The following is a 25364-nucleotide window of genomic DNA, read 5'->3' as shown; positions in this document are numbered from 1 at the left end:
CAGTAAACACGTGTTCGACAAGCAGAAAAGTAATCCCTAGCCGCCCTGGAAATCCCTCTTCCGGTATCCAACAAAACCGGCCACAAGCAGAAGCACTGCAATCCCGGTCAATCCCAGCAGGCTCATCCAGCTAACTTCCTCGACCGGCAGCTCAGGTACATAACCGAATGGGCTCACCTTTACCACCCACTCATCAAATTGGAATAATCCTCCCATATAGACGACGATAAAAGAATACACCAGGTACAACCACGAGACCACCGTGGTCCGTGGAGCCCATCCAAGGAGCAGTACAGAAAACCCGAGCATCACCCACATGGCAGGCAAATAAACCATGGACGATTGATAGAATGTCGCTAAAGCAATGCCCTCTTCCATAACAGCATTGCCGACCACTCCTAAGCCAAGCGCGGCAAGCGACAGCATCACCCATGCCCCCACCAAAGCTAAAGCCAGAAAACTGCCAAGCAGCCGGACCCGTGAAACCGAGCGGACGAGAAGGTGAGCGGCGCGGCCTTTTCCCTCTTCCCCTTTCAATTTCAAAAGGAACATCATCGCCGGGATGGTGCTGATCATCGCCAGCACTGCCAGCAGCATCGTCATGAACTGCTCGGTCAAGGAAACGCCTGAGGCAGGGGACAGCAATTGCTGCATCATTTCGTTTTCCGCAAAAAACGACTCCAAATCGCCAAGAACCGAGCCATACGACGCGCCAAGCACGAACATTGCGATTGCCCAGGAAATGATTCCGGTGCGCTGTAGTCGCACAGCGAGCCCAATCGGACTGAGCAACATAGGAGACGCCTGTTTTTTACCTGCTTTTGATGGAAGAAACCCTGCTTCCATATCACGAATGGCATTCAAGTAAAACGCTGCCCCCATTAATAGCAATGAAACTCCGAGCGTGGCGAACACCGGCCACCAGTAGTTGTTGACATAAGTTTCTGTCCGTACAATCCAGCCGAAGGGTGAAAACATCGATAACGTTTCACTGCTGACATCTCCGATCGCACGGACCATATAAGCAATCAGCAGTACAGCCATCCCAAGCCCGACCGTACCTCTCCCGCTTTCAGACAATTGAGCGAATACTGCTGTAAGTCCGGCAAAAAAGATACCCGTGACACCGAGTGAGGCGCCATATAACAATGACCCCGCAACATCAATACTTTCAATTCCCAGAGCCATCAAAGAACCAGCGACCAGCAGCGCCAGCAGAATATTAGTAAATACAAAAACAAGTAAAGTAGAAGCGACATTGGACAGCCGACCGGTCGGTAAGGCACGAATAAGTTCCACACGTCCGTCTTCCTCTTCTGCCCGTGTGTGACGAGCTACCAGCAGAATATTCATGACGCCTACCACCACTGCTGTCAACAGCAGTATCTCATGCGCCAGCATGACACCAACCGTATAGTTATCCAAGCCATATGCCGGTCCGACCATCGCAGTAATCGCAGGGTTCATCATTGTTTCCGCCATTGCCTGCCGTTCGGCCTGGGCAGGGTATAAAGTGGAAAATGCATTGGCAACCAGCAGGTTCGCTATGATGAAAGCTGCCAGCCAGATGATCAATCTAATCCGGTCCTGGCGGATGACGAGCCGGGTAAGCACTCCTGTATTCGCATACAAACGCTTATTCATTACCCTTCCCCTCCCACTCCTTCATAGTGTCGCATGAATAAATCCTCAAGAGTCGGTGGTGCGCTTTCTATTTTGACGATTCCAAATGTACTGATATAAGAAAGTACCTGATCCAGCTTTTCCGAATCCACCTGAAAAACAACCGTGCTCCCTTTTTCTTCTACATGGTGGACGCCTGGCTGTGAGGCAAGTTCTGTCATCGGCTGCTTTGTTTCTACAAGCAGCTGTGTTCTCGTCAGGTGGCGCAGGTCAGCAAGTGAGCCGGATTCGATGATCCGTCCATCCCGGATGATTGCCACTCGGTCACATAACTTTTCCACTTCCGATAAAATATGACTCGAGAGCAGCACACTTTTTCCTTGCTGCTTCACTTCATTGACACATTCCTGAAAGACGCGTTCCATCAAAGGATCGAGCCCGGATGTAGGTTCATCCAATATATATAAATCTGCATCAGAGGAAAAAGCAGCGACCAAGGCTACTTTTTGACGGTTCCCTTTGGAATACGCCCGGCATTTTTTCGTCGGGTCCAATTGAAACCGGCGGATCAGCTCGTCACGGCGCTCTGTCCGCTTGCCGCCGCGAAGTTTAATGAACAGATCGATGACCTCGCCGCCAGTGAGGTTTGGCCAAAGATTCACATCCCCCGGCACATAAGCAATCCGCTCATGAAGCTTGACTGCATCATTCCAGGCATCTTTTTCGAAAATCGTGGCACTCCCATCCGTCGCTCGCAGCATGCCAAGCAAAATACGGAGCGTCGTCGATTTACCTGCACCGTTCGGACCGATAAACCCGAACACCTCTCCTTCACGGACCTCAATATCAACCCCATTGAGCGCTTTGACCTTACCAAAATGCTTTGTCAGATTATTGGTAGTTAACACAGTCATCCTGACCCCTCCCTTAGGAATAAAAACTTTTTCTCAAAACCTCCAGGTATTCATAGAACTCTTCCCATAAAGGGTCAAAGTCCATCGCAGCTAAATTCTCCCCTTGCAGCCGCTGCTTCAATTCATTCTGATAGCCTTCAATCGCCCAGCGGATCAACCGGAAAGCTTTCTCAACATCGACATCATCCCGGAATAAAGACGTATCGATGTTCTCATACATCATGGCATAGCCAAGCTGCTGCAATTTTTCCAGCCGGGGTTTGAGTTTCTCAGGAATCGATGCTTCATCCAGCATGAATGTCCCCGCAAACCGGAACAAAGCCGGATGTTCCAGGAATGCTTTCATTTTTAAGCGGGAAGCCTGTTTGAAACGCTCGATGAAATCCCGTCTTTCCATATCAATCTGCTCTAAATAATCGTGAATGATCACATGGAGCGTGTATTCAATCAAGTATTCATAAAGCCCTTGTTTATTTTTAAAATAATAGAACAGCATTCCTTTTCCGATGCCGGCTTCTTTGACAATGGCATTCGTCGATGCCTGGTCAAAGCCTTTTTCAGCAAATTCACGAAATGCCGCATTTAAGATCATCCGCTGCTTCGTTTCATCTAAATTGATGAACTTCTTTGGCAGTTTGACCCCCTCCTTCTATCCATATAGAAAACTAATCTGTTTTAGACCACCCCGGTCGACTTTAGTATATTCCTATTAGACCACTCTGGTCAATAAAATTTTACATTCTATTACAAAATTAAAATATAGGATTAATCTCTGGTTTACATGGGAATAACAAATTAGAGCGTTTTTAATTGCCGTTTAAATGTTTACTTTTCGAGAAAAATTTGTTAAATTTAACTACTATGCTAGTCATGAAAGATTAACAGGAGGTTCATCATGATGAATGATTACAAGAGTCTATTAAAGAAAGGCTGGCTATTCTTCACGGTAGCCATCGTGTTCTTGTGGGCAAAAACCTATTATGCTTTGAAAACAGCTTTCACACTTGACATTGAAAACAATTCCCAACAATTCATATTAGCGATTACGCCAATCAGTTCGATTCTCTTTTTCTTAGGATTATCGTTTTTCTTTTCACCAAAATTGCGCAATAAAGCATTTATGGTCATCTACTTTTTTATGACCTTTGTGCTGTTTGCCAACGTCGTTTATTTCCGTTTTTTCAGTGATTTCATCACGCTGCCAGTATTGATGCAATATAAAAACTTTCTCGAACTGGGAGGAAGCGCCCAGGCGTTAATCCACCCAACGGATATTCTTTACTGGATTGACGTTGTGATCCTGATTGCCTGGATGGTCAGCAAGAAGACGAAGCCAAGCATGCGTTTCAAAAAGCGTACCGTTGCCATGCTATATGCAGCAGTAATCGGAATTGCTGCAGTAAACCTGAATTTAGCTGACAAAGAACGCCCTGAGTTACTGACACGGACATTTGACCGGATGAAGCTTGTCAAACTTCTAGGAATCTATAACTATCACATCTATGATAGCGTCATGACAGCTAATACGTCATCGAAGCGTGTATTTGCAGATAGTGACGAATTGTCCGAAGTCCTGAACTATGTCAATGGACAGCAAGGTAAAATGGGCGTTCAAGGGGAATACTATGGAAAAGCAGCAGGAAAGAACGTCGTCCTGATCTCCCTTGAATCTACTCAGAACTTTGTCATGGACCGCAAGCTGCACGGAAAAGAAATCACGCCATTTTTGAATGACCTTGCAGATGATAGTTTTTACTTTAAAAACTTCTATCACAATACTGCACAAGGGAAAACATCTGATTCTGAGTTCCTTTTGGACAACTCGATGTATGGATTGCCGCGTGGAGCGGTATTTACAACGAATGCTGGAAATGAATTTAATGCTACACCGGAAATTCTGAAAAAAGAAGGATATACGCCCGCGACTTTCCATGGTAACCATGACACATTCTGGAACCGTGATGTTATGTACAAGTCGCTTGGTTATGAGCGTTTCTTCTCGAAAGAAGAATACGATGTAACAGAAGAAAACTCGGTCAACTACGGTCTGAAAGATATCCCATTCTTTGAACAATCCATGCCGATGATCAAAGAGTTAGACAAGCCGTATTATGCTAAGTTCATCACACTTACCCATCACTATCCATTTATTCTGGATAAAGAAGAAGAAAAAATGATTAAACCGGCTGAAACCGGTGACGGCACCGTCGACCGGTACTTCCAGACGATGCGTTATCAGGATGAAGCCGTCAAGAAATTCTTCAACATGATGAAAGAGCAAGGCGAATATGAAGATACCATTTTCGTCATGTATGGTGACCATTACGGCATCTCTGATAACCATAACCGCGCCATGAGTGAAATCCTTGGCAAAGAAATCCGTCCATTTGAGGAGATGCAGCTGCAGAAAGTTCCATTGATTATCCACATTCCTGGTATGGAAGGAAAAGAGATGGAAACTGTAGGCAGCCAGGTAGACTTGAAGCCTACCATTCTTCACCTGCTAGGAGTAAAAGAACGTAATGATGTACAATTCGGAGTCGATCTCTTTTCCAAAGAACGCGAAGATTTGGCTATATTCCGTGACGGAAGTGTCGTAACCGATAAATATGCGTATGCCGCAAAAGAAAATATCTGCTATGAGAAGGCTACCGGAGAAGAAATCGAGACAAAGACCTGTGCACCACTGAAAGAGAAAGCTGAAAAAGAGCTGGAACTTTCGGATAAAGTGGTATACGGCGACCTGCTCCGTTTTTGGAAAGATAACCAGCACCTTGAAGGCAAAAAATAATTTTTAAGCAAAAGCACCTCCTGGATTCCAGGTGGTGCTTTTCTGTGCTGGCTCTTAAACTATCTATTTTATCTAGTAATTTTCAATTCTTGTCTCCTAAAGACAGGTAATGAATAAAAGGAAACCCAGAGCCCGGTGGCTCTGGGATGTAGCTATGTTTGAATCAATGATATTCTTTTTCTTCCCCGTACCCGAGGATGTCAACTTCCGTTTGCTTATAATCTTTCAGGAGTTCTTCCAGTTCTTTATCCCTGTCGATCATATAGGAAATTACCGGAAATGCTTCTACAAGTCCGTCATAAGTTTCTTCTGAAGCCGACTTTTCTTTCGAAGGAAAAGTATGACTTGGTATAACCCTCTTCACATCAAGCAAATGCTTGACTACATATGCCGCTTCTTTCGGATTCATAGTGAAATGGCCGCTTGATGACAGTATAGCCATATCCGGCTGGTAGACCTCCTGGATCAGTTTCATATCAGCCATCATTGCCGTGTCGCCGGAATGATAGAGCGTGAGATCCTCATCAAAATCGAAAATATACCCACACGGCTCACCCGCGTACATCGGCTGTCCTTCCGTTTCACCATAAGAACTTGTATGTCTTGCCGCCACCATCGTCACTTCCACATCAGGAAGCTTGAACTGCCCACCGAAATTCAGAGGCATGACGTTGTTATATCCTTTTTGCAGTAAAATCATCGCAAGCTCATACTGGGCAATGATCATCGCATCCGGATTCGCTTCCATCATCTTGTCCACGCCGCTCGTATGGTCAAAGTGGCCATGGGTCAGTACGACCGTATCAATCGTTTTCAAAAATCCCTTGCTCTGATACTTTTCCGGACAGCCTGGATTCATTTCGAAGAATGGATCAATCAGCATCTTCGCCCCACTCTTACTCGTCAATACGTACATCGCATGACCCAGTCGTAATACCTTCACTTACATCCATCCCTCCATCATTTGTCATTATTTATGACTATGGCTAAGAAGTGGAGTTATTACCTTGGTGTAAACGCTTTCTTCATTTTAACATAAAGGCTGCTGTTTGAGATGTATCTTTTAAGAGCTTCTCTTTGAACAAGCCTAAAAAATAGATTCCTCATTTGTGGAATCTATTTTTTCTTCTCTTTATTTGCTCTGATTTTTTCTGAAAAACCGCCTGCAATCGCTGCAAAAAAATCACCAATCAACGTTAGAAGCGCCCCCATGTTCCTCCTCCTTTAACTCCGCACTGACATTTTTCCGAGACATCGAAACGGCTACTCCGGTATATAAATAACCCAGTAAAAGCAAACATGTATAAGCTATTGAGTATATACTTGGCACAAACAGGAGTGCTGCTGTCTCTGACAAAGACAAATCCCGGAACACATCCAGGCCCAGACCAACTGCATCCCGTTCAATTCCAGGAAGTCCCCCTTCCACAAAGAAAAAGAAAGCGGTATTGGCAAATAGATACCCGAATAACCCAACCTGGCAAATATGGCATTTCGAAATTTTATATCCAATCCCGGCAATGATTCCAAGCAATAAAAACAGCGTGGGATAAAACAGGACCAGCGTTTCTGTAGCACCCAATTTCATCACCTCATTCAACAGTCACTTTATTACAATTATTTCAAATGATTAGATTATTCACAATACTATTTTCAATATTTTACAAAAAACATTGTTTTATTGTTGAATAGAAAACAAAATAAACGCTCTGAGTCTTTTGCACCCAGAGCGTTTATTCCAGATTAGCATTACAGTTCCATCGTACTCGTAATTTCCGTGTCTTCCAATGCCTGCGTCGCCAGCCGATCTGCTTCCCGGTTCCGTTTTCGGGATACTGCTTTGTATTCCGGCTGGATTCCCATTTGTTCCATTTTAACTTCCACGCGATCTGCCCATTTAGACAATTCATCTTCCAGACACGGCCACTCCCCATTTAACTGATTGATGACAACCTGAGAATCGCCAACGATGCTAACAGGCATATGGTGGACGCCCATGAACTCCATTTCCTGTAATGCCAGATGAAGCGCCGCGTACTCTGCTTCATTATTCGTGTTTAGTTCGTCGACTAAAGCATTCTTCCTGTGCCGGTATGACTTTCCGTTCTGCTCATAATATATCGCACAGCCAAGTCCTGACTTTTTTGTTTGTAAATCAAAACCACCATCAAAATAAACCGTAATGTTGTGCGGTTCTGTTTCAATCCCCTTCATATATTCCTTCAGTTCTTTCAAACTCCAGGTGTGATCCTGACTATCGATGAAGGTAAACTCTTTTACCCGTCCGGTCCTTTCCAAATCTTCGGCTATTAAAATTGCCTGAGCCGCTTGCATTTCTTCTGAACTGAATTCACTTTTTGTCCCTTTAGGGGTCTGGTACGTCAATTCGATACGCACTTTCATGTTATAACCACCTTTTTACCGTTTGACTGCTTTCCTTTATTTATGACCGGAACGACGAGGAGTTAAACAAAATCGGGATCCATATCTGAATACCTTTGACATTTTCTTTTTTATGGTGTAAATTACCACATGTACGAACGTTTTATATTATAACAATTAAAATATTCGCTTTTAGGAGTGTTAACCATGGAAAATGTGTTTGATTACGAAGATATTCAACTGATTCCCGCGAAATGTGTCGTTAATAGCCGATCAGAATGTGATACAAAGATCCACTTGGGAGGATATTCTTTCAAGCTTCCCGTTGTGCCTGCCAATATGCAGACGATCATCGACGAAAAAATCGCTATCGCATTGGCAGAAAACGGCTACTTCTATATTATGCACCGCTTCCAGCCAGAACAGCGTATTGATTTTATAAAAGACATGAAATCACGGGGGTTGATCGCCTCCATAAGCGTAGGTGTCAAGCCGGAAGAATACGACTTTGTCCGGCAGGCAGCCGAAGAAAACCTGGCACCGGAATTCATCACGATCGACATTGCCCATGGTCACTCTAATGCGGTCATTGAGATGATTCGCCATATTAAAGAGCACCTTCCGGAAAGTTTCGTCGTCGCTGGAAACGTCGGTACTCCGGAAGCTGTCAGAGAGCTTGAAAATGCCGGCGCAGACGCTACAAAAGTCGGTATCGGCCCAGGAAAGGTTTGTATCACCAAAATTAAGACCGGCTTCGGAACTGGCGGCTGGCAGCTGGCTGCGCTCCGCTGGTGTGCTAAAGCAGCAAGCAAACCGATTATTGCGGACGGTGGCATCCGTACGCATGGCGACGTAGCTAAATCCATCCGTTTCGGAGCAACCCTTGTCATGATCGGCTCACTGTTCGCCGGTCATGAGGAATCTCCTGGTGAAACGTTTGAAAAGGACGGCAAGCTATATAAGGAATATTTCGGTTCCGCATCAGAATTTCAAAAAGGCGAAAAGAAAAACGTCGAGGGTAAGAAAATGTACGTGGAGCATAAAGGCTCTTTAAAAGATACGTTAGTGGAGATGGAACAGGATCTCCAGTCTGCTATTTCCTATGCAGGCGGCACGAATCTTGACGCTATCAAACACGTCGACTATGTAGTCGTGAAAAACTCCATTTTTAATGGGGACAGAGTTTATTAATGAGGCAGAAAAAAGATGAGTGAGGTTGATACCCTCGCTCATCTTTCTATACGGTATACACTTCGTGCGTCGGCAGCTCTAATAGAGTCAGCTTTCCACCATATGCAGCACCAGTATCGATATCAATTTGATCTTCGTAGTAAAAAATATCTTTGACCGGCGTATGGCCGTGGACCACGGTTTTACCCAGTCCGATCCGGTCCGTATGGCGAGTCCACAACATGGTATCTTCATCCTGTTTCTCTATCGGGATTTCCGGTTCAAGGCCTGCGTGGACAAAGATATAGTCGTCTGTTTCATGGTAAAGCTCCAGATTTTTCTCCATCCATCGCTGGTCTTCTTTCAGTTCTTCCTTTTTGCCATTATAACTTTTCAGCGTTGTGGAAGCGCCATTCATTTTCCAAAGCTCCATCGCTTCTCCTTCATATTGCGAACGGATGAACATATCATCGTGGTTTCCCTTGATCGCAACTGCACCATCTTTCTCCACCAGTTCCTTCACTTTGTCGATAACTGCTTTCGAATGGGGCCCCCGGTCTATATAATCACCAAGCAAAATCAGCTGATCTTTTTCTGAATCATAAGATGCTTTTTCAAGCACCCTTTCCAGTTTCTCAACCTCTCCATGTATATCGGAAACGATAAGATACCGCATCGGTATATCCTCCTTGTTTGTAAACTTGCAGCGCTGATTTACTATTTATCCCATATACCTTTTTTTACTCCTTTTGAAACTTCCTCTCACTTATCGCGGCAGGAAAAGGGTGGGTATACATAACTAAGCAACCGTGTTATACTTGCTGAACAATTAAATAAGGAAATTTTGTTTGCCCAGTTAACTTGAAAAAAGGTTTAGCTGACTCCGGAAAGGGGTAGAGTTAATGTTAGTGAATGTATCATGGATTAATTTCCATAAGGAAAGTGAACTTGATCGCCCAGAGTTATTTCGAAGAATGGATGAAATTGAATGGGACGTAAACGCAGAGGATGCGGAAGTAAACGAGAAAAACTTGAAGAAAAAGCTGTCTTCCAGCTTCAAACTTCCATTAGAAAAAATCCAAATTATTGATTACGACATAAAGCACGAAGTTAAAAATTGACAATTTAAAATAATTCTATAAACAAAGAGACGGTCTGAGGGCCGTCTCTTTTATTGTCTTTTCAACTTTTCTTAAAGAAAAAAGAGGATAGTTATACGCATCAATTCAGCCCTCCAGGTAAAAATAAGAACTGGAGGGATGCACATGTCACAGCGATACTTAACGATTGAAGAATTCAACCAGCTGCTTCAGGAGTGGAACGGTGAAAACATAACAATTGCCAAGCAGGAATTAGCGGATCACGACAGTATATCGATGAAGCTGGAGTCGATTTCCTATTCCAAAGATACGAGAAGTATTGATGGTTACGAGCCCATGCACACCATCCAATTGAACGGGTCGGGTCAAATCGAAACGGATGGCGATAGTTTTCAGCCGCTTCCTGACTCCTATTATGAAATTCCGCTGGAGGATACAACAGAGTACCAGTTTGATGAAAATACATTCACATTGGTTACCGAACGAGGACTGTATACCATTGAAATAGCTGGTGATAAGTAAAAAGAGGTCTCTTCCTTAGCACAGGAGGAGACCTCTATTGGTTACTTATGCTTACTTTCAAATTTTTTCATAAACGCGACAAGGGACAGGACGCCATCAATCGGCATCGCATTGTAGATGCTGGCACGCATCCCGCCAACCGAACGGTGCCCTTTTAATGTTTCCAAGCCTGCTTCTTTTGCTTCCTTCACAAATGCCGCATTCAAGTCATCAGAAGGACTGACGAACGGTATATTCATCAATGAACGGCTATTCTTTTCAACAGGAGAAGAAAACAGCTCGGATTCCTCAATGTAATCATAAAGAATTTGTGCCTTTTCCCGATTAATTTTCTCCATTTCCTTAACGCCGCCCAGTTCCTTTAGCCATTCGAAAACAAGCTTTGCCATATAAATTGCATAGGTCGGTGGCGTGTTATATAAGGAGCCTTTATCACTATGTGTCTTATAATCCAGCATAACCGGGCAGGATTCCTGTGCTTTTCCGATCAAGTCTTCACGGACGATGACCACCGTCAGCCCCGCCGGACCGATGTTTTTCTGGGCCCCGGCATAAATCACCCCGAATTGTGATACATCGATTTCTTCTGACAGGATATTGGACGACATATCTGCTACAAGCGGAATATTTCCAGCATCGGGAAACTCAGTAAAAGCCGTCCCTTCTATCGTGTTGTTCGTAGTAATATGAACATAATCCGCTTCCGGGTCGACCATGGAGCTGTCCACCTCTGGAATATAATTGAAATTGGCATCCTCAGATGAAGCAATCACACGAATATCTCCATATTTCTTCGCTTCCTTGATCGCCTTTTGCGACCAGGAACCAGTGTTCACATAATCTGCTTTTCCGTTCGTACCGAACAGGTTCAACGGCACCGCAGAAAATTGCTGCGAAGCCCCCCCTTGTACGAAGAGCACTTTGTAATTTTCTGGTATAGCCATCAGTTCACGCAGCAGCTGCTCTGCTTCCTGAATGATTTCCGTAAACAGTGCGGATCGATGACTCAATTCCATGACAGACATGCCTGAGTCCCTGTAATTCACCAGTTCACTTTGTGCTTTTTCCAATACTGGCAGCGGCAGCATGGAAGGACCCGCTGAAAAATTATAAATTCTCTTCATATCGTCTAACCCCTCACTTTGTATGTAGTAGAACTTGCGTGTATTAGAAAAACTCGGCTTTTCGCCAGGTACTTCTGGAGGAAACATATACACTTTAATCCTTTAACATTAAACTTCCTTAAAGTATAAAAAAGAGAGACCGGGACTTCCCAATCTCACCAACATAAAAGGTATCGGATGTACCTCTTCTGTCCTTTTGCCTGAGATAATGAACCCTTCGGCGCTGCACAAGATGTGCATCCTCTCCAGAAGCTGCTCCTGTCATAGTACAACCCATGACATTCATCGCTTGCTAATATTCGTCTTTTCAGAAAAATCAGTGATATGCCTGGATTATAAAGCATAGTCTGCAGGTTATCAAGAGGGCGAAAACGCGCCACCCGCCTTTGATAGCGCTTACTTTATCGCTGTAAAGGGATTACAACCTTTTAGAGAAAAAGTTACTGGAATATCGTCTATTTACTAGACAACATGATGCATTTATTAGACAGTCCATGGTGCTTACTGGACAATATGTGAGGTTAACTAGACAATCTCGGTCTTTTACTAGACATTATCAAAGATTTACTAGACAATATCTAAATTTTACTAGACAAAATTATCATTTATTAGACACGTTTCCCTGGATGGAACAGTCTTTCACATGCCAGTCAAACCAGCGTCCATGACCATCGGTATCTCCCATCGTTTCACTATAGCTGACGCCATCGATAAAAAAGTCCACATGCATTTTTCTATCATAAATATTATTGTAGATGTGACATACATCCCGCTTCCGCCCAATTGCACTCACTTTCTGCTGCAATTCCTCTTTCACTTTCCGGGGCATCTGGTTGGCGACATGGGTATGAAAGATGCAAAGCGTGCTGGCAGATGGGGCTTGGGAAGCAAGTTCTTCCAGCATTGATACGCCATCCCCTTCGATTAAGGAAGGAGGAGATTTACTGAACTGCTTTACTGCTTTATCAAAAGTCTCCTGCCTTTCCTGATGTTCCGGCCATATAAGTGCCTTCAGCCATAACGCATTTTCTTCATCCTTCAGGTCACTGACATGTAGGTCCACGCCTACACGGGAAGCTACAGGAGGAGTGCTATCAAGGAGCTCCGGCATGCTTCCCTTTCTTACTTTTGAAGATAAGTGAACCGCTGAAGCATTATTCCCATAACAACGATTTCCACCGTAAGAGTAACTATATTGGTCCCAGAGCAGCTGAAGACCGGCGCTTGTCCCAATCTCAATCAGTGACAAAGATCGCCCTGTTTTCTTATGTATGTAACAAAAAAGTGGATAAAGATACGCACAGCGTCTCACTTCGTTCGTTTGCACGAGTTTTTCCTGCAAAGTTGCTATTATTTCTTTGCGATAGGTGCGACAAAAATCAAGGAAACTGGAAAATGAATCTTCCACTTGCTTTGGTTTCTCTGTAATACTCGGGTAAAAGTTACCGAGTTCATGCGTATTCCCTGATAACAATAACTGATGGACTGCCCCAAATAACAGATTTGGTATCGGCTGCCCTCTTCTCGCATACGAGCTTAATTGGAGCAGCTCTTCATTACCAGCAATTTTAATAGACAAAAATTGATACAAAGCGCTTGATCCTTTACACTCCAGCTCAGCAAAATCCAAAAATCTTTCAGCAATCTTATTTTGCTCCATCAGGCATCCCCCTTGAGCTGTTACCAGTGCTTCTCTCTAATAATAAATTTTCAATTTTCACCTTTAAAAACGCTTTGATCCTATACAGCTCGTCTGCTTCTAAAACACTGCTGCCGTCGTTATCCTGATAGATTGCAAGTACCGATTGGATGATAGTATGGAATTTTTCAGGAAAATGCTTAATCCCCCACTTCGCACCCTCCAATTTCGAAACAATGTCACCAGTTTTTAAATATCGATAAAAACGAATCAAATTCAATGTACAGTACACAGGATCATGAACTATATTATCCAGACAGTCGTGATAATCATTTTGAACAGAAGCAACAAAATCTTTTTCTGGCACCCTCGGAATTACTTCATGAATCGGCTTTCCAGCTAAACAAATTCCTTTATGATAGGTAACCGTGAGATGAGCTGCCAAATCAGGATCCTTCCAATTCACATTAAGGAAGGTGTTACCCGTTGCTTTCTGCTCGAATTCGTCTCTCCAGTACTCACTATAATGGAAGTCAAACATGCTTGGATGCTCCCAGTCCACCAATTGCTGTTCATTCATAAAGGTAATTTCTATTGGGAAAGGGCGGGTGGATTTTTTTAAAAACAGTTCGGTCAGGTAACACGCTTCCAGATTAGTGAGTTGTGTTCTTGTGACTCCTAAGAGGTCAATGTCACTGTTCCTGGCATTAAAACCACCCATGGCAAGTGAACCGTGCAAATATAAGCCGACCAGATGCGCTCCCAGCAATGCTTCTATTTCTTTGACTATTTCATTAAGGTGGAAAGTTGGTTTATATTTATCCCCAATTACTTTATTCATTTTCTTGCTTCCTTTTCAGCTTGCAGCTCATTTTCAAAAACTCATAGCTGCTTCCATTCGTATCCTGCATGAATGTCTCCCCTCTGACGAATCCTGCTTTTTCATAAACTTTAATTGCCCGCTCGTTGAAAGCAGCAACTGATAAGGTTATCCGGCTGGGATTGAAAGATTTTATCGCAAAGTTAAGCCCCGCCTCGACAAACTCTCTCCCACGCCCTTTTCCTGTTAACGAAGGCTTCATTCCGAGGCCAATATCAATGGTTTGCGAATCAACCGGACGATAACTGAAAAAACCGATTAATTCTTCCCCACTGGTAACGACATAATATTTTTCCCCGCGTTGCTTGGGGTCGAGAAATTCCTCAAGGTCCTCCTGATCCGCTTCGATATCATAAAAGGAGTATTTCCCGTCATAATGCCAATTGTGAGCAATTTCCTCTGCTTGTTGCTGGGTCATTGGATAGAATCTGTAAGCCATACTAAATCAATCCTTCTAGCATATTACTTAAATGTTATCGCTGTATCGATCAGCTGGGAATCTTCCAGTGCTTCTGCATCGCCGTCAATCGTCTTCAATTGGTAATGTACCTCATCTTTTTCCCAAAGAAGCATTCTGGCGCCCTGGGCATTTTCATAAAAAAAACCCTTCCTGTCGCCAATTTTTACTTCCTCAAATAAATTGCTTCCCGCAGTATTCAAGGTCGCATTAACCACCTCGAGCATCATTTGCTCCCCTTCTGTCCCGGTAAAATAAACAGAAAAAATAGGCTGGTCTGGTACGAGCGTATCCGTTTCAATACTTTTCACTTCAAAAGGAATTTGCTCCGGCAGTTCGTACTCAAACTCAACTTTTTGCAGGTTATCTTTGACCTGAGCCATATCGTATGTATGCATTGCGTTTGGTTCGCTTGAACACGCTGCTGTAAAAAGAATCAGCATTAAAATAAATCCTATTTTCAGCTTCATGTTTACTTCCTCCTCGTAGTCCTGACTTCCCTGTTTTGGCTTCTCTCTTATTCTACTGAAAGTAAACTGCTTTTACACTTAACTTAACTAGATACCTATATTGATTGGCTGCTTGTTCCTAATCACGATTCGTTAACAGGAGTTTTTCCGTAAGACCCTCCCATTCAATAGTTGCTTCAATTTCCTGTTTTTCCGATGTAATAGAGCACCCCTGGCACCCACCCAATCTAAAATCCTTCACACCTGATTCACTTAGGGGAGTTTCTCCCGATGATTCACTCATCTGGCTGATAAAGTGATAGTCAACCGTTTCCGGCGGCTCTCCCTTTCCTATAAATTGGATAGATGCACTACTATTTAACGTTTCACTACTGGTTTGAATAATTCGATAAGTCACTTCCCAGTTTTCACTTTCCCCCTTGTAATGAAGGGTTCTCTGTCCTGAACAGGCTGACAATGCAATCACTGTCAGGACTATCCATAACAATGCCTTATACCTCATCCGCTTCCCCCTCTCTTTTTAGCTTCCTTTGCGGACTGTTAGTTTTTCAAAAACCTCAATCGCATCAAAAAACGTTTGTTCACAACTGCCATTGTCATCGACCGACCAACTGGTTGCCAGCACGGTATGGCAATACCCCCAAAGCAACAGCCGTTCTTTATTCAGTTGCAATTCCTTTGTGAAAATCTCGACCCTCTTTTCTATCACAGGCAGCTTGCCTTCCTCCGGCAGCTTATTCAAAAGAAACTGGATCAAGTCATACTCTGTTTCGCCTATAAGCCCCTTTGGATCGATGGCTGTCCATTCTCCCTTTCCGGAAGCAAGCACATTGTAATGATGGAAATCACCGTGAAGCAAACGGAGGTCCTGACTGGTTTCATGCAGGTATGTAAAAATTCTGCTTGCTTGTTCTAATCTTTCTTTTGATATTGGACCCAGCCCATGTGGATTTTTCGATAAAATTGCTTTTAGGTTATCTTCTCTCGCTTTTGTTGTTGGAAGTCGGGTATTATCTGGTGCAGCGCGATGTAATTTTTTCAGTACATTAGCTGCAATTCGGCAAGCTTCTTCGTCCTCTTCCATTTCCGCAAGTGTATAGCCGGGGGTCAACTTTTCCATTAATAAAATGCCATATTCCTGATCAGCATCTATGAGGGAAGCCATTCCTTTCCCTTTAAACAATTGCAATACTTCCCATTCATCGAGAAACCCTTCGCCTGGAAGCGAGATTTTTACTACCAGCTCTGTGCCGTCTTCACGTACTGCAGGAGCAACAAAATTAATCGACAGGAAAAAGGGCGTTTTCAACCGCAACGCCCACTTTTCTTCACAATATGTAATCAGGTCTGGCAGCTTTTCAAGCCAGGCTTCCCCTTCTTTTTTAAAATACATACGTACGGATTCCACAAACTGTTTTTGCATTTCCATCACGATACTCCTTCGTTACACAAGCGCATATGTATCTGGTTCAGCCAGTAGTCTGGTGACCCTTTCAAGTGACCGCTGCGCTGGGTTGCTTTATTTCTTACGGACATTCTCCTGGACAACTGATTTGCCGTTCATTCCCACTACTTCTCTTTCCTGCCTGGAAATTCCTCCTAAAAAAACGCAACCCTTATCAGGATTACGTCAAAGCCGGGTATTACTTAACCGGTCCATGATTAATGGCAGTCAATTGATCATTCACTTCAAATATTTTCCCATTCACCGGTTCGATACCGAACCCTTTCAACCGCTCCGTATGCATCGCCAAATATTTTTGAGCAGCTTCTTTCGTTTCAAATAAATAAATGCCGCCAGCCTCTTTTGCCTCGCTGTCTTCCGTCCAAATCTTCCATATAAATCCTTCTTCTTGATTGATACTTTCTGCTAAGTCTGAAAAGCTTTCTGCCATTTCGCTGCCGAATGGTCCCTCCATGTTAAAATCCACTTGTAGAATATAAGCCATGACAATTCCTCCTTTTCTATTACTTTAGCAGTCAGCTGTAACGGCCCACAATAATTATGCCTCCCTTAACGGACAGTAAACAAGAAAGATTCTCCGGTACTGGAATTACACCCACTCAACTCATAACGCCTTTCTCCCTCTGTTTTTGTGGTTACAATATTCGTGCATTCCGCCTCTCTGACTCCTTTTCCCGTACCCGCGTAGGCATCCATGGTATTGTCAAACGTGTAATGAATTTTTTCACCGTCAAATTTCAATTTGTAAAAAATAGGATCTCCCTCGGTGGTATAACTGGTAATCCGTATGTCATCTTTCACGCCTGCTTCCACATTACCCAAAAATTTCTCAAAACTCTCCAGATTTGAAATATCCCCATGTACATTTACGACATCCCCTCTTTTGATAGCTGTCTCCGGACTGAGCTGAGCTTTCGCATCAGATGGCTCATCCACCTGCTGACAGGCCGTCAATACTACCATTAAAATGATTGCCGAAAAGAAAAATGAAACCTTCATTTGAACTCCCCCTGCATTGTTTAAGGAATACGGACTATTATTTATTAAGACGTACACAAAAGGAAAAATGTTACAAAAAAATCCGCCCCACGTCATGAGGGCGGATAAACTTGATTAAGTTGAAATACGAGATAATTTTGTCATTAGTAGACAGTTGGGGAGCGTTACTAGACAAACTAGCAGTTTCACTAGACAATTTGATGAGTTTACTCGACAAAAACGAACATTTACTAGACAGAAACGGGATTTTACTAGACAAGCAATACTGTTTACTAGAAATTAATCATGTATACTAGACAGCGCGCAGCCTCTTCCCCTTTTATTTTTCCTTTCTCAAATGCTCATCGAGGCATTCGTATTGAGAGGAGACCCCTTCCACTACTCCCATATCAAGAAGGGAATTCAATTCTTTTTCGGATGCAAATTGCGTGTTGGAAATGAGCTTTGTCCTGCCATCTTGTTCCACAAATTCCATCGTTATAACTGCCTCTGGCATACCTTCGACTGGATTGCCATGTTCATCAGCAAATACATCGGTATAGACGATTTTCTCTGGTGCCTTGATTTCGTGGAAAACTCCTTTTCCTCTTGATTCCTGCCCATAAAAATCGCCCTGATTCTTATCTTTACAACGCATACAATACAGCCAAACGCCATCTGGTTTAAACTCGAACTTCTGATTCTCGGTCTCCCACCCTTGCGGTCCCCACCAACTGGCCAATTGATCGGAATCAGAATAAGCCAGAAATACCTGCTCCCTCGGGGCATCAAACATACGCTCCAAAATCAGATTCCGTCCTTCCACCTTCTGTTTAAGTTCAGGCATATCAGTTCCTCCTAATGGTTTATTTATGAATTTCCTTTAATACATTCATATCAATTTTCTTCATCTGCAGCATGGCCTTCATGGCACTTTCGGCTTTTACCGGGTCGGGGCTGCTAAGTAATTCGGAAATTCGGGCAGGGATGATCTGCCAGGAGACCCCAAATTTATCTTTCAGCCAGCCGCACTGCTGTGCTTTTTCGTCTCCTCCCTCTGAAAGTTTCTCCCAATAGTAGTCCACTTCTTCCTGGGTATCGCAATGCACAATAAACGAGATGGCTTCTGTAAAATGAAAATGGGGGCCGCCATTTAACGCAACAAACTTCTGGCCTTCCAGCTGAAACTCCACCGTCATTACTGTCCCTTCAGACATGCCGTGAATATCCTGACCTTCGTTTATATAGCGAGTAACTCTAACAATCCCGGAATCTTTAAATATGGAAGTATAGAAAGCTGCTGCTTCTTCCGCTTGGTTTTCAAACCATAAGTTCGGCGTAATTTTTTGTATTTTATCACTCATCATCTTATCCTCCTTGAAGGTTTTACTCCGTGATCTTGCTATCATCCGTGTATAGGACTTCCCATAAATGGCCATCGATATCTTGAAAGCTCCACCCATACATAAACCCGCCATCCATAGGATCATTGGACGGTTTTCCACCGGCCTCCAATGCCTTGTTGACCAAATCATCTACCGCTTCCTTGCTGTCTACAGAAAATGCCACAATTGCTTCGGTATGTTTAGCGGGGTCTGCAAGTTCTTTTTTAGTAAATGTCCGGAAAAAATCTTCTCTTAAAAGCATGGCATAGATATTTTCACCAATCACTAAACAAGCCGCTTTTTCATCCGTAAACGTAGGGTTGAATTCAAAACCTAACGCCGTAAAAAAATCGATCGACTTATTCAAGTCTTTCACCGGAAGATTGACATACAATTGCTTTGCCTGAGTGGTCATATTTTCACTCTCCTTTTCCTTATTCAATTTTCATCAACGCATGGGCCATACAGACCAGGCACGGGGGTGTAAACAATGGTTAACTGGCAGCTGTCAGCACGCTCCTTTCTCGTTAAAGTTCGATAATGATTCTTCCTTGGGCGCCCATTTATGACAGTTTCAGTCTAGCACGCAAAAAACTAAGGATTTCTTATCGATTGCTATGTTGTTTGACTCGTTTCAAAAAATTGTTCATCAGCAGTGGCAGTGAGATCAGGATGGGCGGATCATCAATACGTGGCGGATAGAGTGTTATTTCCTGGTAAGGGATCTGGGTGGAAGCATCAACAATGATTGGTTTGTTGGAACGGGCGCGAAGTGTTTTATGTGGTAGCAGAAAGTCTCTGGCCTGCATTCCCCAGGACACAGAAGTAGCCAATAAATAATAGACACCTGGTTTGACACCTTTGAAACAGAATTCCCCTAATGTGGACATCAGTGTGCCATATAAGGGAAATCCTTCCGGGATAGGTTTCGGAAACAGGCCGATCAGGACGACCCCGTTGAAGGGCTCTGATGCTTTGATGGTCCCTTTTACAATAGGAGAGTCGTCCATTATGCTGCCAGGGTCTGACCAGTTGCTGAGTTGTTTCAACGATTGAAAATGATCACCAGCCTGCGGCAAAAAGTTCCGGAATTGAGAAGGGGTCATACCCACCCGTTCCGTAAATCGAGTGGTGAACGTTCCTAAACTTTGCTGGCCTATCTCCATGCCGATGTCCCGCACGCGCAAGTCCGTTTGCAAGAGCAGGTCTTTCGCCTTCTGCAAACGTAATGCAGAAATATAATATAACGGGGAAACTCCCATTTGCTCTTTGAAAATACGGGTAAAATGATACCGGCTATAGCCAGCCTGACCGGCCAAATCTGCAAGCGACAATGGTTCGTAAATTCGCTGATGCATATAAGCGACCACTTCTTCTACTTCAGGATATCTGTCATGGATATCTCTCCCCTCCTTTCTCCCCGCAGCGACTTAAGTTAATCGAACAGTTGAAAATGAATCGACCTTTTCTGGCATGAGTATATCTACTGATTCGTATTATCAACTAGTTTCTATCTTTTTCGCTGAATTCCTTTCTATTATCTCTATTTACTACCAATTACTCATTAGAAAAACTTGGCTTATCGCCAGGTCTTTATGGCGAAAGCCTAAGTTTTTCTTATACTTTAACCCTTTAACAAAGTTAAACTTTATTAAAATATAAAAAAACAGGCAGTCTATTACGTACTGCCTGTTTCCCTGTTTTTTACAGCCCGCTCATAAATCGAGGGACAGTCGGATCATATCGCGGCACTGAATACCGTTTTCGTAGATTTCTTCCTCATGGTGTCTGATGAAAAAATCTGCATCTACACTGACTATCCGAAATCCGCACTTTTGATATAACGCGAGTTGATTGACGCTCGAATTACCTGTGCCAAGCTCGATGGTTTGGAACCCCCGTGATTTGGCGACCCGGATAGCGTCCATGACCAACTGTTTCCCCAGCCCTTTTCCCCGGTAGCTTTCTTCGATTGCTATATTTACTAATTCCACCGTTCCAGGCCTGGTGGGAAGCAGAACATAGACACCGACCGTGTTTCCATCACTTTCAGCTACCAGGCAGTCTCCTCGCTGCACATATTCCTCCACCAGTTTTCGGGAAGGATCTGCTTCCAGCAACAGCTCGATCGGAGGCTTTTCACTTTTAAGTAGCTTCCTTATTTCCATAGCAGTCTCTCCCTATTACGTGCTATTTGACCACCTGTACCTTACGAATCATTCTGCCGTCCAGTTCAAGGATTTTAAAGTTGATTCCATCACGTTCCATGGTATCTCCTTCATCCGGAAAATCATTGAACTCTTTCAGCAGATAACCTGCCAGTACATCTTCTTCTTCTGGTATTTCCGTGTCGAAAATTGTATTCAGACGACGGAGCGTGATTTTCCCGTCACAGATCAATTCATTATCTGAAATTTTTTCGACGATGGCATCGCCTTCCATATCCATTTCATCCTCTATTTCCAAACCGATCATTGCCTCAATGACATCCTCATGGGTAAGGATGCCTTCTGTACCGCCATACTCATCGAGCACAATGGCCATATGCTTCTTCTCTTTGGTCATCTTACGGAACACCCACTCAATTTTATGAAACTCATAGACGACGAGGGGATTTTTATAACAGTAGTCAGCAAGCGGTTTTTCAGGCTCCATCGCCCAGGAAATCAAGTATTTCGAATGAAAGACAGCGACAATGTCATCGATATCCTTTCGGTAAACCGGATATCTTGTATAAGGATGCTGCACGACCAGATCCCTTACCTCTTTAAAGGAAGCAGTATGGGGAATAGCGATGACATCTACGCGTGGTGTCTTCAGGACGTCCTTGACGTTCAAGTTGTAAAAATCGAATACGCCTTTGATCCGATGGGATTCCGCTTCGTTAAACGTCCCTTCTGAATCTGCGATATCGATCATCGTCCGGAATTCCTCTTTCGATATCGATACTTCTTCTGTTTTACCTTTTGACAAGGCTTTCGTAATGGATCCGGTAAGCCAATTCAACACAATCGTAATGGGTTTGAATACTAGCACAAAAAAACGGATAACCGGAGCTACGACCATTGCAATCCGATCCGGGAAAGCAGCAGCCACGGACTTCGGTATCACTTCTGCGAAAATAATGATGATCACTGTCAGAATGGCAGATGCAACCCCGATACTGAAACCATATTGGATGGCGAGCGTCGTGACAAGCGTCGGCAGCAGAATGTTCGCGATATTGTTACCGATTAAAATTGTCGTAATGAACTCACTCGGCCTTGAGATTAAATCCAGCAGCCTGGCAGCCTTCCTGTTATTCCTGTTCGCTTTTGACTGCAGCTTCATTTTGTTTGCCGCTGTGAGTGCCGTTTCACTTCCCGAAAAGAAAAGGGAAACGAAAATTAAAAAAATGATCGCAATGATCACAAGCAATTTCCTCCTTATGTATAACTTACCATCAATTGTATCGAGAAGCGGGCCACAATGCTAGAATAAAGATTTTCACTTTCATGAAGCCTCTATCCCTTCAAACCCGCGCTTATTTTCATCATAAAACATTGTGGATACACATATAAATCTACTGCAATTGACTAAAAAAGTTATCTTTCACGATAAGATCATGGAAAAGGAGACAAGCAATGAAAAACTCAAGTGCTCTTCTTGCTGTCGTAGTTATCCTTCTTTTTACAGCATTCCTTGAAACACCAGCCCTGAACATCAGCGGCGTCACCTTTGCACCGAGTAAAAACGCCGAGGAAACAAGTGAAGTAAGCGGCCTATCACAGAAAAATAAGGCCACTGCCTATTCAAGCTTAGAATCTGTACTGGTAGAAAGTAAGGAAGTAGATGGGTATCTCGTTGAAACTTACCAGGAGATAGAAATATACAAAGATCAACAAGGCAATATTGTCAAAAGAGTGCCAACATCCAACTATGATTACATAAAATATAAAATGGAGCATTAACAACAAAAGCGCCTGGTTAAAAACAGGCGCTTTCTTTATATAGCTACAAGGTCAAAGGTTTTATTCTACCCGAAGAAGTCTCTTACTTTATCTTGCCAAACATCATTTGTTCATAACGACCGCGGGTGATTTGGTAAATGCCGTATAAAATAAGACCCAGCGCCACTACTCCTAACAGCCACTGACCGAATGGCTTTTGTGAAACTTCCGCCAGCGCGCCGTCCAATCCTTTAGCTTTACTAGGGTCATGGGTCATCGCTGTCTGGACAATGAAAAAACCGATGATTCCCAGAACAATCCCGCGAGAAGTCAGTCCTGCTGTGCCAGTATTTTTGGCGATTCGTATTTCGTGGTCGCTCATTTTGATAGTCCGGAAATTCTTTAAAAACTTTTGGCTTGTTCCACTGATCAGCTCGTATAACCCATATCCGATCGTGATCACACCAATGGCTCCCAGAATCCACGCGCCGAATGGCTGGGACAACAGCTTGGCAGATAAGGTATCCTGCGACCCTCCACTGCTGCTCCCGGCATTAACGGCAATTTTAAAAGCTTTGAAAGCGATGGTTCCGTAGATGATCCCACTGATAAAGTAGCCTGTTCTTGTCACCAGACCTTTCGCATCTGTACCTTCGTTTTGTGGATCTTTAAACGCTTTGATGAAGACCCACATGATATACAAAATAAGACCCAGCCCAATCAGCCACAAGATGATATTACCAGCAGGCACCTGAGCGACAGACCGAAACATGCCGCTAGTCCCGGTTGTTTTCCCTCCAACACCAATCGCAGCCATAAAAGCCAGCACGCCTATCAACGCATATACAAGCCCTTTGGCCATATAGCCCGCTCGGGCGAGTCGTCTGACCCACGGTTTGATGTCTTCTTTTGTAACTTCATTATTATTTTTCATTGATTCCGTTGCGTCCATCCTGAACCCTCACTTCTTTTTAACTCAATATACTTATAACTTCCCATTTTACATAAACTAAAAACCAAACAGGGTATGCCAGTGGATTGGAATTAGATGTTAGATGCTTTCAATTTAAGGGAACTGGTTTATCTTGCTATCTTCTTTGTTTTTCTCTATGGAAATTAGAGATTTGAACATAAACAGTAATAACGATTGACTTTCATTTTCCTAGTGCTTAAAATTTTTACCTAAGGAAACTTTTATACCATATACAAAATAAACATCATAGGAGGAAATCCAGCAATGATTGATATATTTCTTGACCTGCCTCCCATGGCCCAGGCGCTCATCGCCACTCTTTTCACCTGGGGAATGACAGCACTGGGGGCAGCCCTTGTATTTACAACGAAAACGATGAATCAGAAACTGTTAGACGGCATGTTAGGTTTTGCCGGTGGAGTGATGATTGCCGCGAGCTTCTGGTCGCTCCTCGCACCTGCTCTCGATATGGCAGAAAAAGATGATATTGCCGCATGGATACCAGCCGCTGTGGGCTTTATGCTGGGAGGGCTTTTTCTATGGGGGATCGATAAACTCATCCCCCACCTACACCCGGGCTCCTCAATAACGGAAGCAGAGGGAATTCATCCGAATAAAAAACGTCGAAGTACGTTACTGGTACTTGCGATTACGTTGCATAACATCCCGGAAGGTCTTGCTGTCGGGGTCGCATTCGGCGCTGCTGCAGCCGGCTTTCCAGAAGCTTCCCTGGCTGGAGCGGTTGCTCTTGGTCTAGGTATTGGCATTCAAAACTTTCCGGAAGGCGTGGCAGTTTCCCTACCGCTTCGAAGAGACGGGATTTCACGCAGAAAAAGCTTCTTTTACGGTCAATTTTCCGGTATGGTCGAGCCAATTTCTGCGGTTATCGGGGTGTTAGCCGTTACGTTAGTTGAACCTCTCTTGCCATATGCCTTGAGCTTCGCTGCGGGTGCCATGATTTTCGTAGTTGCTGAGGAAGTTATTCCAGGTTCTCAGGAAGAAGGGAATAAGGACTTAGCATCCATGACATTAATGATAGGCTTCACCGTCATGATGATACTCGATGTCGCGCTGGGATAAATAAAACCATGAGACCGACTTTTCCATAGTCGGGCTTCATGGTTTTTTATTTTTCATAAAAACCTTATTCAATAATAAGGCCGTAAAGTCGAAGACTTGATTTCGAGACTTTTGATGGATTTTAGGTCGTTGGGGGAAGGATTCGCTTTCCAGCTACATCGCCTAGTCACTCGCGGCATAAGCAGTCCATCAACGGGAAGAAAGAGCCCTTCCCTTTTGCTGTTCTGCTTATGCGTGTCGTGTCTCCCAAGGCTATTACGCATTCATTTCTTTCCTGTGGGGGAACTGACGAGCTTCCTCGGGCTATCGCCCTGTGGGATCTCGCCTAGCTCCTTCTCCCGCGGGAGTCTCATCCTTCCCCATAACCGTCAAGCTAACAATGAGTGTTGCGAAAAGAGAGTTATGACCGATCTCTTTTTCAATATTTTTCCAACCATAACCTTAACTTTCACTATACAAATTCATCAATCCAAAAACACTGG

29 protein-coding genes and 1 riboswitch are annotated in these 25364 nt (G+C 43.7%); of the genes, 6 read left to right on the top strand and 23 right to left on the bottom strand.

The window, feature by feature from the left end; all coding sequences use genetic code 11:
• Window positions 1–36: 36 nt before the first annotated feature.
• The 3 genes from ACGTN9_RS18495 to ACGTN9_RS18485 are packed head-to-tail and all read right to left on the bottom strand — an operon-like array spanning window position 37 to window position 3129.
• Entirely contained in the window at window positions 37–1644 is a 1608-nt protein-coding gene (locus ACGTN9_RS18495; RefSeq protein WP_499595667.1) for an ABC transporter permease, read from the bottom strand.
• A complete protein-coding gene (locus ACGTN9_RS18490) occupies window positions 1644–2537 on the bottom strand; it encodes an ABC transporter ATP-binding protein (RefSeq protein ID WP_499595664.1) in 894 nt (297 codons plus the stop codon). The genes ACGTN9_RS18495 and ACGTN9_RS18490 overlap by 1 nt, the downstream gene beginning before the upstream one ends.
• A gap of 13 nt (window positions 2538–2550) precedes the next feature.
• Window positions 2551–3129, bottom strand: a complete 579-nt coding sequence (locus ACGTN9_RS18485; protein WP_499595661.1) for a TetR/AcrR family transcriptional regulator — start codon at window positions 3127–3129, stop codon at window positions 2551–2553.
• A gap of 306 nt (window positions 3130–3435) precedes the next feature.
• Here ACGTN9_RS18485 and ACGTN9_RS18480 point away from each other — a divergent pair, with 306 nt between their 5' ends.
• The gene (locus ACGTN9_RS18480; RefSeq protein WP_499595659.1) at window positions 3436–5328 is read left to right on the top strand and encodes an LTA synthase family protein; all 1893 of its coding nucleotides are present in this window, start codon (window positions 3436–3438) and stop codon (window positions 5326–5328) included.
• Window positions 5329–5491: 163 nt separating this feature from the next.
• Here ACGTN9_RS18480 and ACGTN9_RS18475 read toward each other — a convergent pair whose 3' ends face one another.
• The 3 genes from ACGTN9_RS18475 to ACGTN9_RS18465 form a co-directional block, all read right to left on the bottom strand.
• A complete protein-coding gene (locus ACGTN9_RS18475) occupies window positions 5492–6271 on the bottom strand; it encodes a metal-dependent hydrolase (protein WP_499595657.1) in 780 nt (259 codons plus the stop codon).
• 240 nt (window positions 6272–6511) lie between these two features.
• On the bottom strand, window positions 6512–6916 hold the full coding sequence (locus ACGTN9_RS18470; protein WP_499595654.1) for a hypothetical protein: 405 nt from the start codon (window positions 6914–6916) through the stop codon (window positions 6512–6514).
• Between the two features lie 161 nt (window positions 6917–7077).
• Entirely contained in the window at window positions 7078–7731 is a 654-nt protein-coding gene (locus ACGTN9_RS18465) for a ribonuclease H family protein (RefSeq protein ID WP_499595651.1), read from the bottom strand.
• A 186-nt stretch (window positions 7732–7917) separates the two neighbouring features.
• Here ACGTN9_RS18465 and guaC point away from each other — a divergent pair, with 186 nt between their 5' ends.
• Window positions 7918–8901, top strand: coding sequence for a GMP reductase (guaC, locus tag ACGTN9_RS18460; RefSeq protein ID WP_499595649.1), 984 nt, complete (start codon window positions 7918–7920; stop codon window positions 8899–8901).
• A gap of 46 nt (window positions 8902–8947) precedes the next feature.
• Here guaC and ACGTN9_RS18455 read toward each other — a convergent pair whose 3' ends face one another.
• Entirely contained in the window at window positions 8948–9556 is a 609-nt protein-coding gene (locus ACGTN9_RS18455; RefSeq protein WP_499595646.1) for a metallophosphoesterase family protein, read from the bottom strand.
• A 226-nt stretch (window positions 9557–9782) separates the two neighbouring features.
• Here ACGTN9_RS18455 and ACGTN9_RS18450 point away from each other — a divergent pair, with 226 nt between their 5' ends.
• Both ACGTN9_RS18450 and ymzB read left to right on the top strand, forming a co-directional pair.
• Window positions 9783–10001, top strand: a complete 219-nt coding sequence (locus ACGTN9_RS18450; protein ID WP_499595644.1) for a hypothetical protein — start codon at window positions 9783–9785, stop codon at window positions 9999–10001.
• Window positions 10002–10145: 144 nt separating this feature from the next.
• Window positions 10146–10502, top strand: a complete 357-nt coding sequence (gene ymzB / locus ACGTN9_RS18445) for a protein YmzB (protein ID WP_499595642.1) — start codon at window positions 10146–10148, stop codon at window positions 10500–10502.
• A 41-nt stretch (window positions 10503–10543) separates the two neighbouring features.
• Here the strand turns inward: ymzB and serC are convergent, their stop codons facing one another.
• From serC to ACGTN9_RS18370, 15 genes are all read right to left on the bottom strand, one after another.
• On the bottom strand, window positions 10544–11626 hold the full coding sequence (gene serC, locus ACGTN9_RS18440; RefSeq protein WP_499595639.1) for a 3-phosphoserine/phosphohydroxythreonine transaminase: 1083 nt from the start codon (window positions 11624–11626) through the stop codon (window positions 10544–10546).
• Between the two features lie 178 nt (window positions 11627–11804).
• Window positions 11805–11885, bottom strand: a riboswitch (glycine riboswitch).
• 342 nt (window positions 11886–12227) lie between these two features.
• The gene (locus ACGTN9_RS18435) at window positions 12228–13289 is read right to left on the bottom strand and encodes a DUF2332 domain-containing protein (RefSeq protein WP_499595772.1); all 1062 of its coding nucleotides are present in this window, start codon (window positions 13287–13289) and stop codon (window positions 12228–12230) included.
• On the bottom strand, window positions 13273–14106 hold the full coding sequence (locus tag ACGTN9_RS18430; RefSeq protein ID WP_499595637.1) for an aminoglycoside adenylyltransferase domain-containing protein: 834 nt from the start codon (window positions 14104–14106) through the stop codon (window positions 13273–13275). Before ACGTN9_RS18430 ends, ACGTN9_RS18435 begins: the two co-directional genes overlap by 17 nt.
• Window positions 14099–14584, bottom strand: a complete 486-nt coding sequence (locus ACGTN9_RS18425; RefSeq protein ID WP_499595635.1) for a GNAT family N-acetyltransferase — start codon at window positions 14582–14584, stop codon at window positions 14099–14101. Before ACGTN9_RS18425 ends, ACGTN9_RS18430 begins: the two co-directional genes overlap by 8 nt.
• A gap of 23 nt (window positions 14585–14607) precedes the next feature.
• Complete coding sequence (locus ACGTN9_RS18420; protein ID WP_499595633.1) at window positions 14608–15072, bottom strand: hypothetical protein; 465 nt, start codon at window positions 15070–15072, stop codon at window positions 14608–14610.
• Window positions 15073–15190: 118 nt separating this feature from the next.
• The gene (locus ACGTN9_RS18415) at window positions 15191–15574 is read right to left on the bottom strand and encodes a hypothetical protein (protein WP_499595631.1); all 384 of its coding nucleotides are present in this window, start codon (window positions 15572–15574) and stop codon (window positions 15191–15193) included.
• Window positions 15575–15592: 18 nt separating this feature from the next.
• The gene (locus ACGTN9_RS18410; protein WP_499595629.1) at window positions 15593–16501 is read right to left on the bottom strand and encodes an aminoglycoside phosphotransferase family protein; all 909 of its coding nucleotides are present in this window, start codon (window positions 16499–16501) and stop codon (window positions 15593–15595) included.
• A gap of 214 nt (window positions 16502–16715) precedes the next feature.
• Window positions 16716–17021 carry a monooxygenase gene (locus tag ACGTN9_RS18405; protein WP_499595627.1) on the bottom strand — a complete coding sequence of 102 codons (306 nt, stop codon included), beginning with the start codon at window positions 17019–17021 and terminating at the stop codon, window positions 16716–16718.
• Window positions 17022–17086: 65 nt separating this feature from the next.
• The gene (locus ACGTN9_RS18400) at window positions 17087–17536 is read right to left on the bottom strand and encodes a DUF4362 domain-containing protein (RefSeq protein WP_499595624.1); all 450 of its coding nucleotides are present in this window, start codon (window positions 17534–17536) and stop codon (window positions 17087–17089) included.
• Between the two features lie 319 nt (window positions 17537–17855).
• Window positions 17856–18362, bottom strand: a complete 507-nt coding sequence (locus ACGTN9_RS18395) for an SRPBCC domain-containing protein (protein ID WP_499595622.1) — start codon at window positions 18360–18362, stop codon at window positions 17856–17858.
• A gap of 19 nt (window positions 18363–18381) precedes the next feature.
• Entirely contained in the window at window positions 18382–18879 is a 498-nt protein-coding gene (locus ACGTN9_RS18390) for a VOC family protein (protein WP_499595620.1), read from the bottom strand.
• 22 nt (window positions 18880–18901) lie between these two features.
• A complete protein-coding gene (locus ACGTN9_RS18385; protein ID WP_499595617.1) occupies window positions 18902–19315 on the bottom strand; it encodes a VOC family protein in 414 nt (137 codons plus the stop codon).
• 190 nt (window positions 19316–19505) lie between these two features.
• The gene (locus ACGTN9_RS18380; RefSeq protein ID WP_499595614.1) at window positions 19506–20258 is read right to left on the bottom strand and encodes a helix-turn-helix transcriptional regulator; all 753 of its coding nucleotides are present in this window, start codon (window positions 20256–20258) and stop codon (window positions 19506–19508) included.
• A gap of 357 nt (window positions 20259–20615) precedes the next feature.
• A complete protein-coding gene (locus ACGTN9_RS18375) occupies window positions 20616–21068 on the bottom strand; it encodes a GNAT family N-acetyltransferase (RefSeq protein ID WP_499595611.1) in 453 nt (150 codons plus the stop codon).
• A 22-nt stretch (window positions 21069–21090) separates the two neighbouring features.
• A complete protein-coding gene (locus ACGTN9_RS18370) occupies window positions 21091–22311 on the bottom strand; it encodes a hemolysin family protein (RefSeq protein ID WP_499595608.1) in 1221 nt (406 codons plus the stop codon).
• Between the two features lie 212 nt (window positions 22312–22523).
• On the opposite strand from ACGTN9_RS18370, the gene ACGTN9_RS18365 reads away from it, so the two are divergent.
• Window positions 22524–22850: a hypothetical protein gene (locus ACGTN9_RS18365; RefSeq protein ID WP_499595606.1), complete on the top strand. Its 327-nt coding sequence runs from the start codon at window positions 22524–22526 to the stop codon at window positions 22848–22850.
• 82 nt (window positions 22851–22932) lie between these two features.
• Here the strand turns inward: ACGTN9_RS18365 and ACGTN9_RS18360 are convergent, their stop codons facing one another.
• Window positions 22933–23781, bottom strand: a complete 849-nt coding sequence (locus ACGTN9_RS18360) for a DUF1206 domain-containing protein (protein WP_499595603.1) — start codon at window positions 23779–23781, stop codon at window positions 22933–22935.
• A 285-nt stretch (window positions 23782–24066) separates the two neighbouring features.
• On the opposite strand from ACGTN9_RS18360, the gene ACGTN9_RS18355 reads away from it, so the two are divergent.
• Window positions 24067–24882 carry a ZIP family metal transporter gene (locus tag ACGTN9_RS18355; RefSeq protein WP_499595601.1) on the top strand — a complete coding sequence of 272 codons (816 nt, stop codon included), beginning with the start codon at window positions 24067–24069 and terminating at the stop codon, window positions 24880–24882.
• The last annotated feature ends 482 nt before the right edge of the window (window positions 24883–25364 follow it).

This window comes from Halobacillus sp. B23F22_5 (assembly GCF_043497085.1).
Classification (GTDB): Bacteria; Bacillota; Bacilli; order Bacillales; family Halobacillaceae; genus Thalassobacillus.
The sequence above is the reverse complement of the archived record's forward strand: the minus strand, read 5'-3'. Positions and strand labels throughout refer to the sequence as shown.

Coding starts and splice junctions, on each gene's coding strand:
- ACGTN9_RS18495 (WP_499595667.1), bottom strand. CDS start 1,644: ATGAATAAGCGTTTGTATGCGAATACAGGAGTGCTTACCCGGCTCGTC.
- ACGTN9_RS18490 (WP_499595664.1), bottom strand. CDS start 2,537: ATGACTGTGTTAACTACCAATAATCTGACAAAGCATTTTGGTAAGGTC.
- ACGTN9_RS18485 (WP_499595661.1), bottom strand. CDS start 3,129: ATGATCTTAAATGCGGCATTTCGTGAATTTGCTGAAAAAGGCTTTGAC.
- ACGTN9_RS18480 (WP_499595659.1), top strand. CDS start 3,436: ATGAATGATTACAAGAGTCTATTAAAGAAAGGCTGGCTATTCTTCACG.
- ACGTN9_RS18470 (WP_499595654.1), bottom strand. CDS start 6,916: ATGAAATTGGGTGCTACAGAAACGCTGGTCCTGTTTTATCCCACGCTG.
- ACGTN9_RS18465 (WP_499595651.1), bottom strand. CDS start 7,731: ATGAAAGTGCGTATCGAATTGACGTACCAGACCCCTAAAGGGACAAAA.
- guaC (WP_499595649.1), top strand. CDS start 7,918: ATGGAAAATGTGTTTGATTACGAAGATATTCAACTGATTCCCGCGAAA.
- ACGTN9_RS18455 (WP_499595646.1), bottom strand. CDS start 9,556: ATGCGGTATCTTATCGTTTCCGATATACATGGAGAGGTTGAGAAACTG.
- ACGTN9_RS18450 (WP_499595644.1), top strand. CDS start 9,783: ATGTTAGTGAATGTATCATGGATTAATTTCCATAAGGAAAGTGAACTT.
- ymzB (WP_499595642.1), top strand. CDS start 10,146: ATGTCACAGCGATACTTAACGATTGAAGAATTCAACCAGCTGCTTCAG.
- serC (WP_499595639.1), bottom strand. CDS start 11,626: ATGAAGAGAATTTATAATTTTTCAGCGGGTCCTTCCATGCTGCCGCTG.
- ACGTN9_RS18430 (WP_499595637.1), bottom strand. CDS start 14,106: ATGAATAAAGTAATTGGGGATAAATATAAACCAACTTTCCACCTTAAT.
- ACGTN9_RS18425 (WP_499595635.1), bottom strand. CDS start 14,584: ATGGCTTACAGATTCTATCCAATGACCCAGCAACAAGCAGAGGAAATT.
- ACGTN9_RS18420 (WP_499595633.1), bottom strand. CDS start 15,072: ATGAAGCTGAAAATAGGATTTATTTTAATGCTGATTCTTTTTACAGCA.
- ACGTN9_RS18415 (WP_499595631.1), bottom strand. CDS start 15,574: ATGAGGTATAAGGCATTGTTATGGATAGTCCTGACAGTGATTGCATTG.
- ACGTN9_RS18410 (WP_499595629.1), bottom strand. CDS start 16,501: ATGGAAATGCAAAAACAGTTTGTGGAATCCGTACGTATGTATTTTAAA.
- ACGTN9_RS18405 (WP_499595627.1), bottom strand. CDS start 17,021: ATGGCTTATATTCTACAAGTGGATTTTAACATGGAGGGACCATTCGGC.
- ACGTN9_RS18400 (WP_499595624.1), bottom strand. CDS start 17,536: ATGAAGGTTTCATTTTTCTTTTCGGCAATCATTTTAATGGTAGTATTG.
- ACGTN9_RS18395 (WP_499595622.1), bottom strand. CDS start 18,362: ATGCCTGAACTTAAACAGAAGGTGGAAGGACGGAATCTGATTTTGGAG.
- ACGTN9_RS18390 (WP_499595620.1), bottom strand. CDS start 18,879: ATGAGTGATAAAATACAAAAAATTACGCCGAACTTATGGTTTGAAAAC.
- ACGTN9_RS18385 (WP_499595617.1), bottom strand. CDS start 19,315: ATGACCACTCAGGCAAAGCAATTGTATGTCAATCTTCCGGTGAAAGAC.
- ACGTN9_RS18380 (WP_499595614.1), bottom strand. CDS start 20,258: ATGCATCAGCGAATTTACGAACCATTGTCGCTTGCAGATTTGGCCGGT.
- ACGTN9_RS18375 (WP_499595611.1), bottom strand. CDS start 21,068: ATGGAAATAAGGAAGCTACTTAAAAGTGAAAAGCCTCCGATCGAGCTG.
- ACGTN9_RS18365 (WP_499595606.1), top strand. CDS start 22,524: ATGAAAAACTCAAGTGCTCTTCTTGCTGTCGTAGTTATCCTTCTTTTT.
- ACGTN9_RS18360 (WP_499595603.1), bottom strand. CDS start 23,781: ATGGACGCAACGGAATCAATGAAAAATAATAATGAAGTTACAAAAGAA.
- ACGTN9_RS18355 (WP_499595601.1), top strand. CDS start 24,067: ATGATTGATATATTTCTTGACCTGCCTCCCATGGCCCAGGCGCTCATC.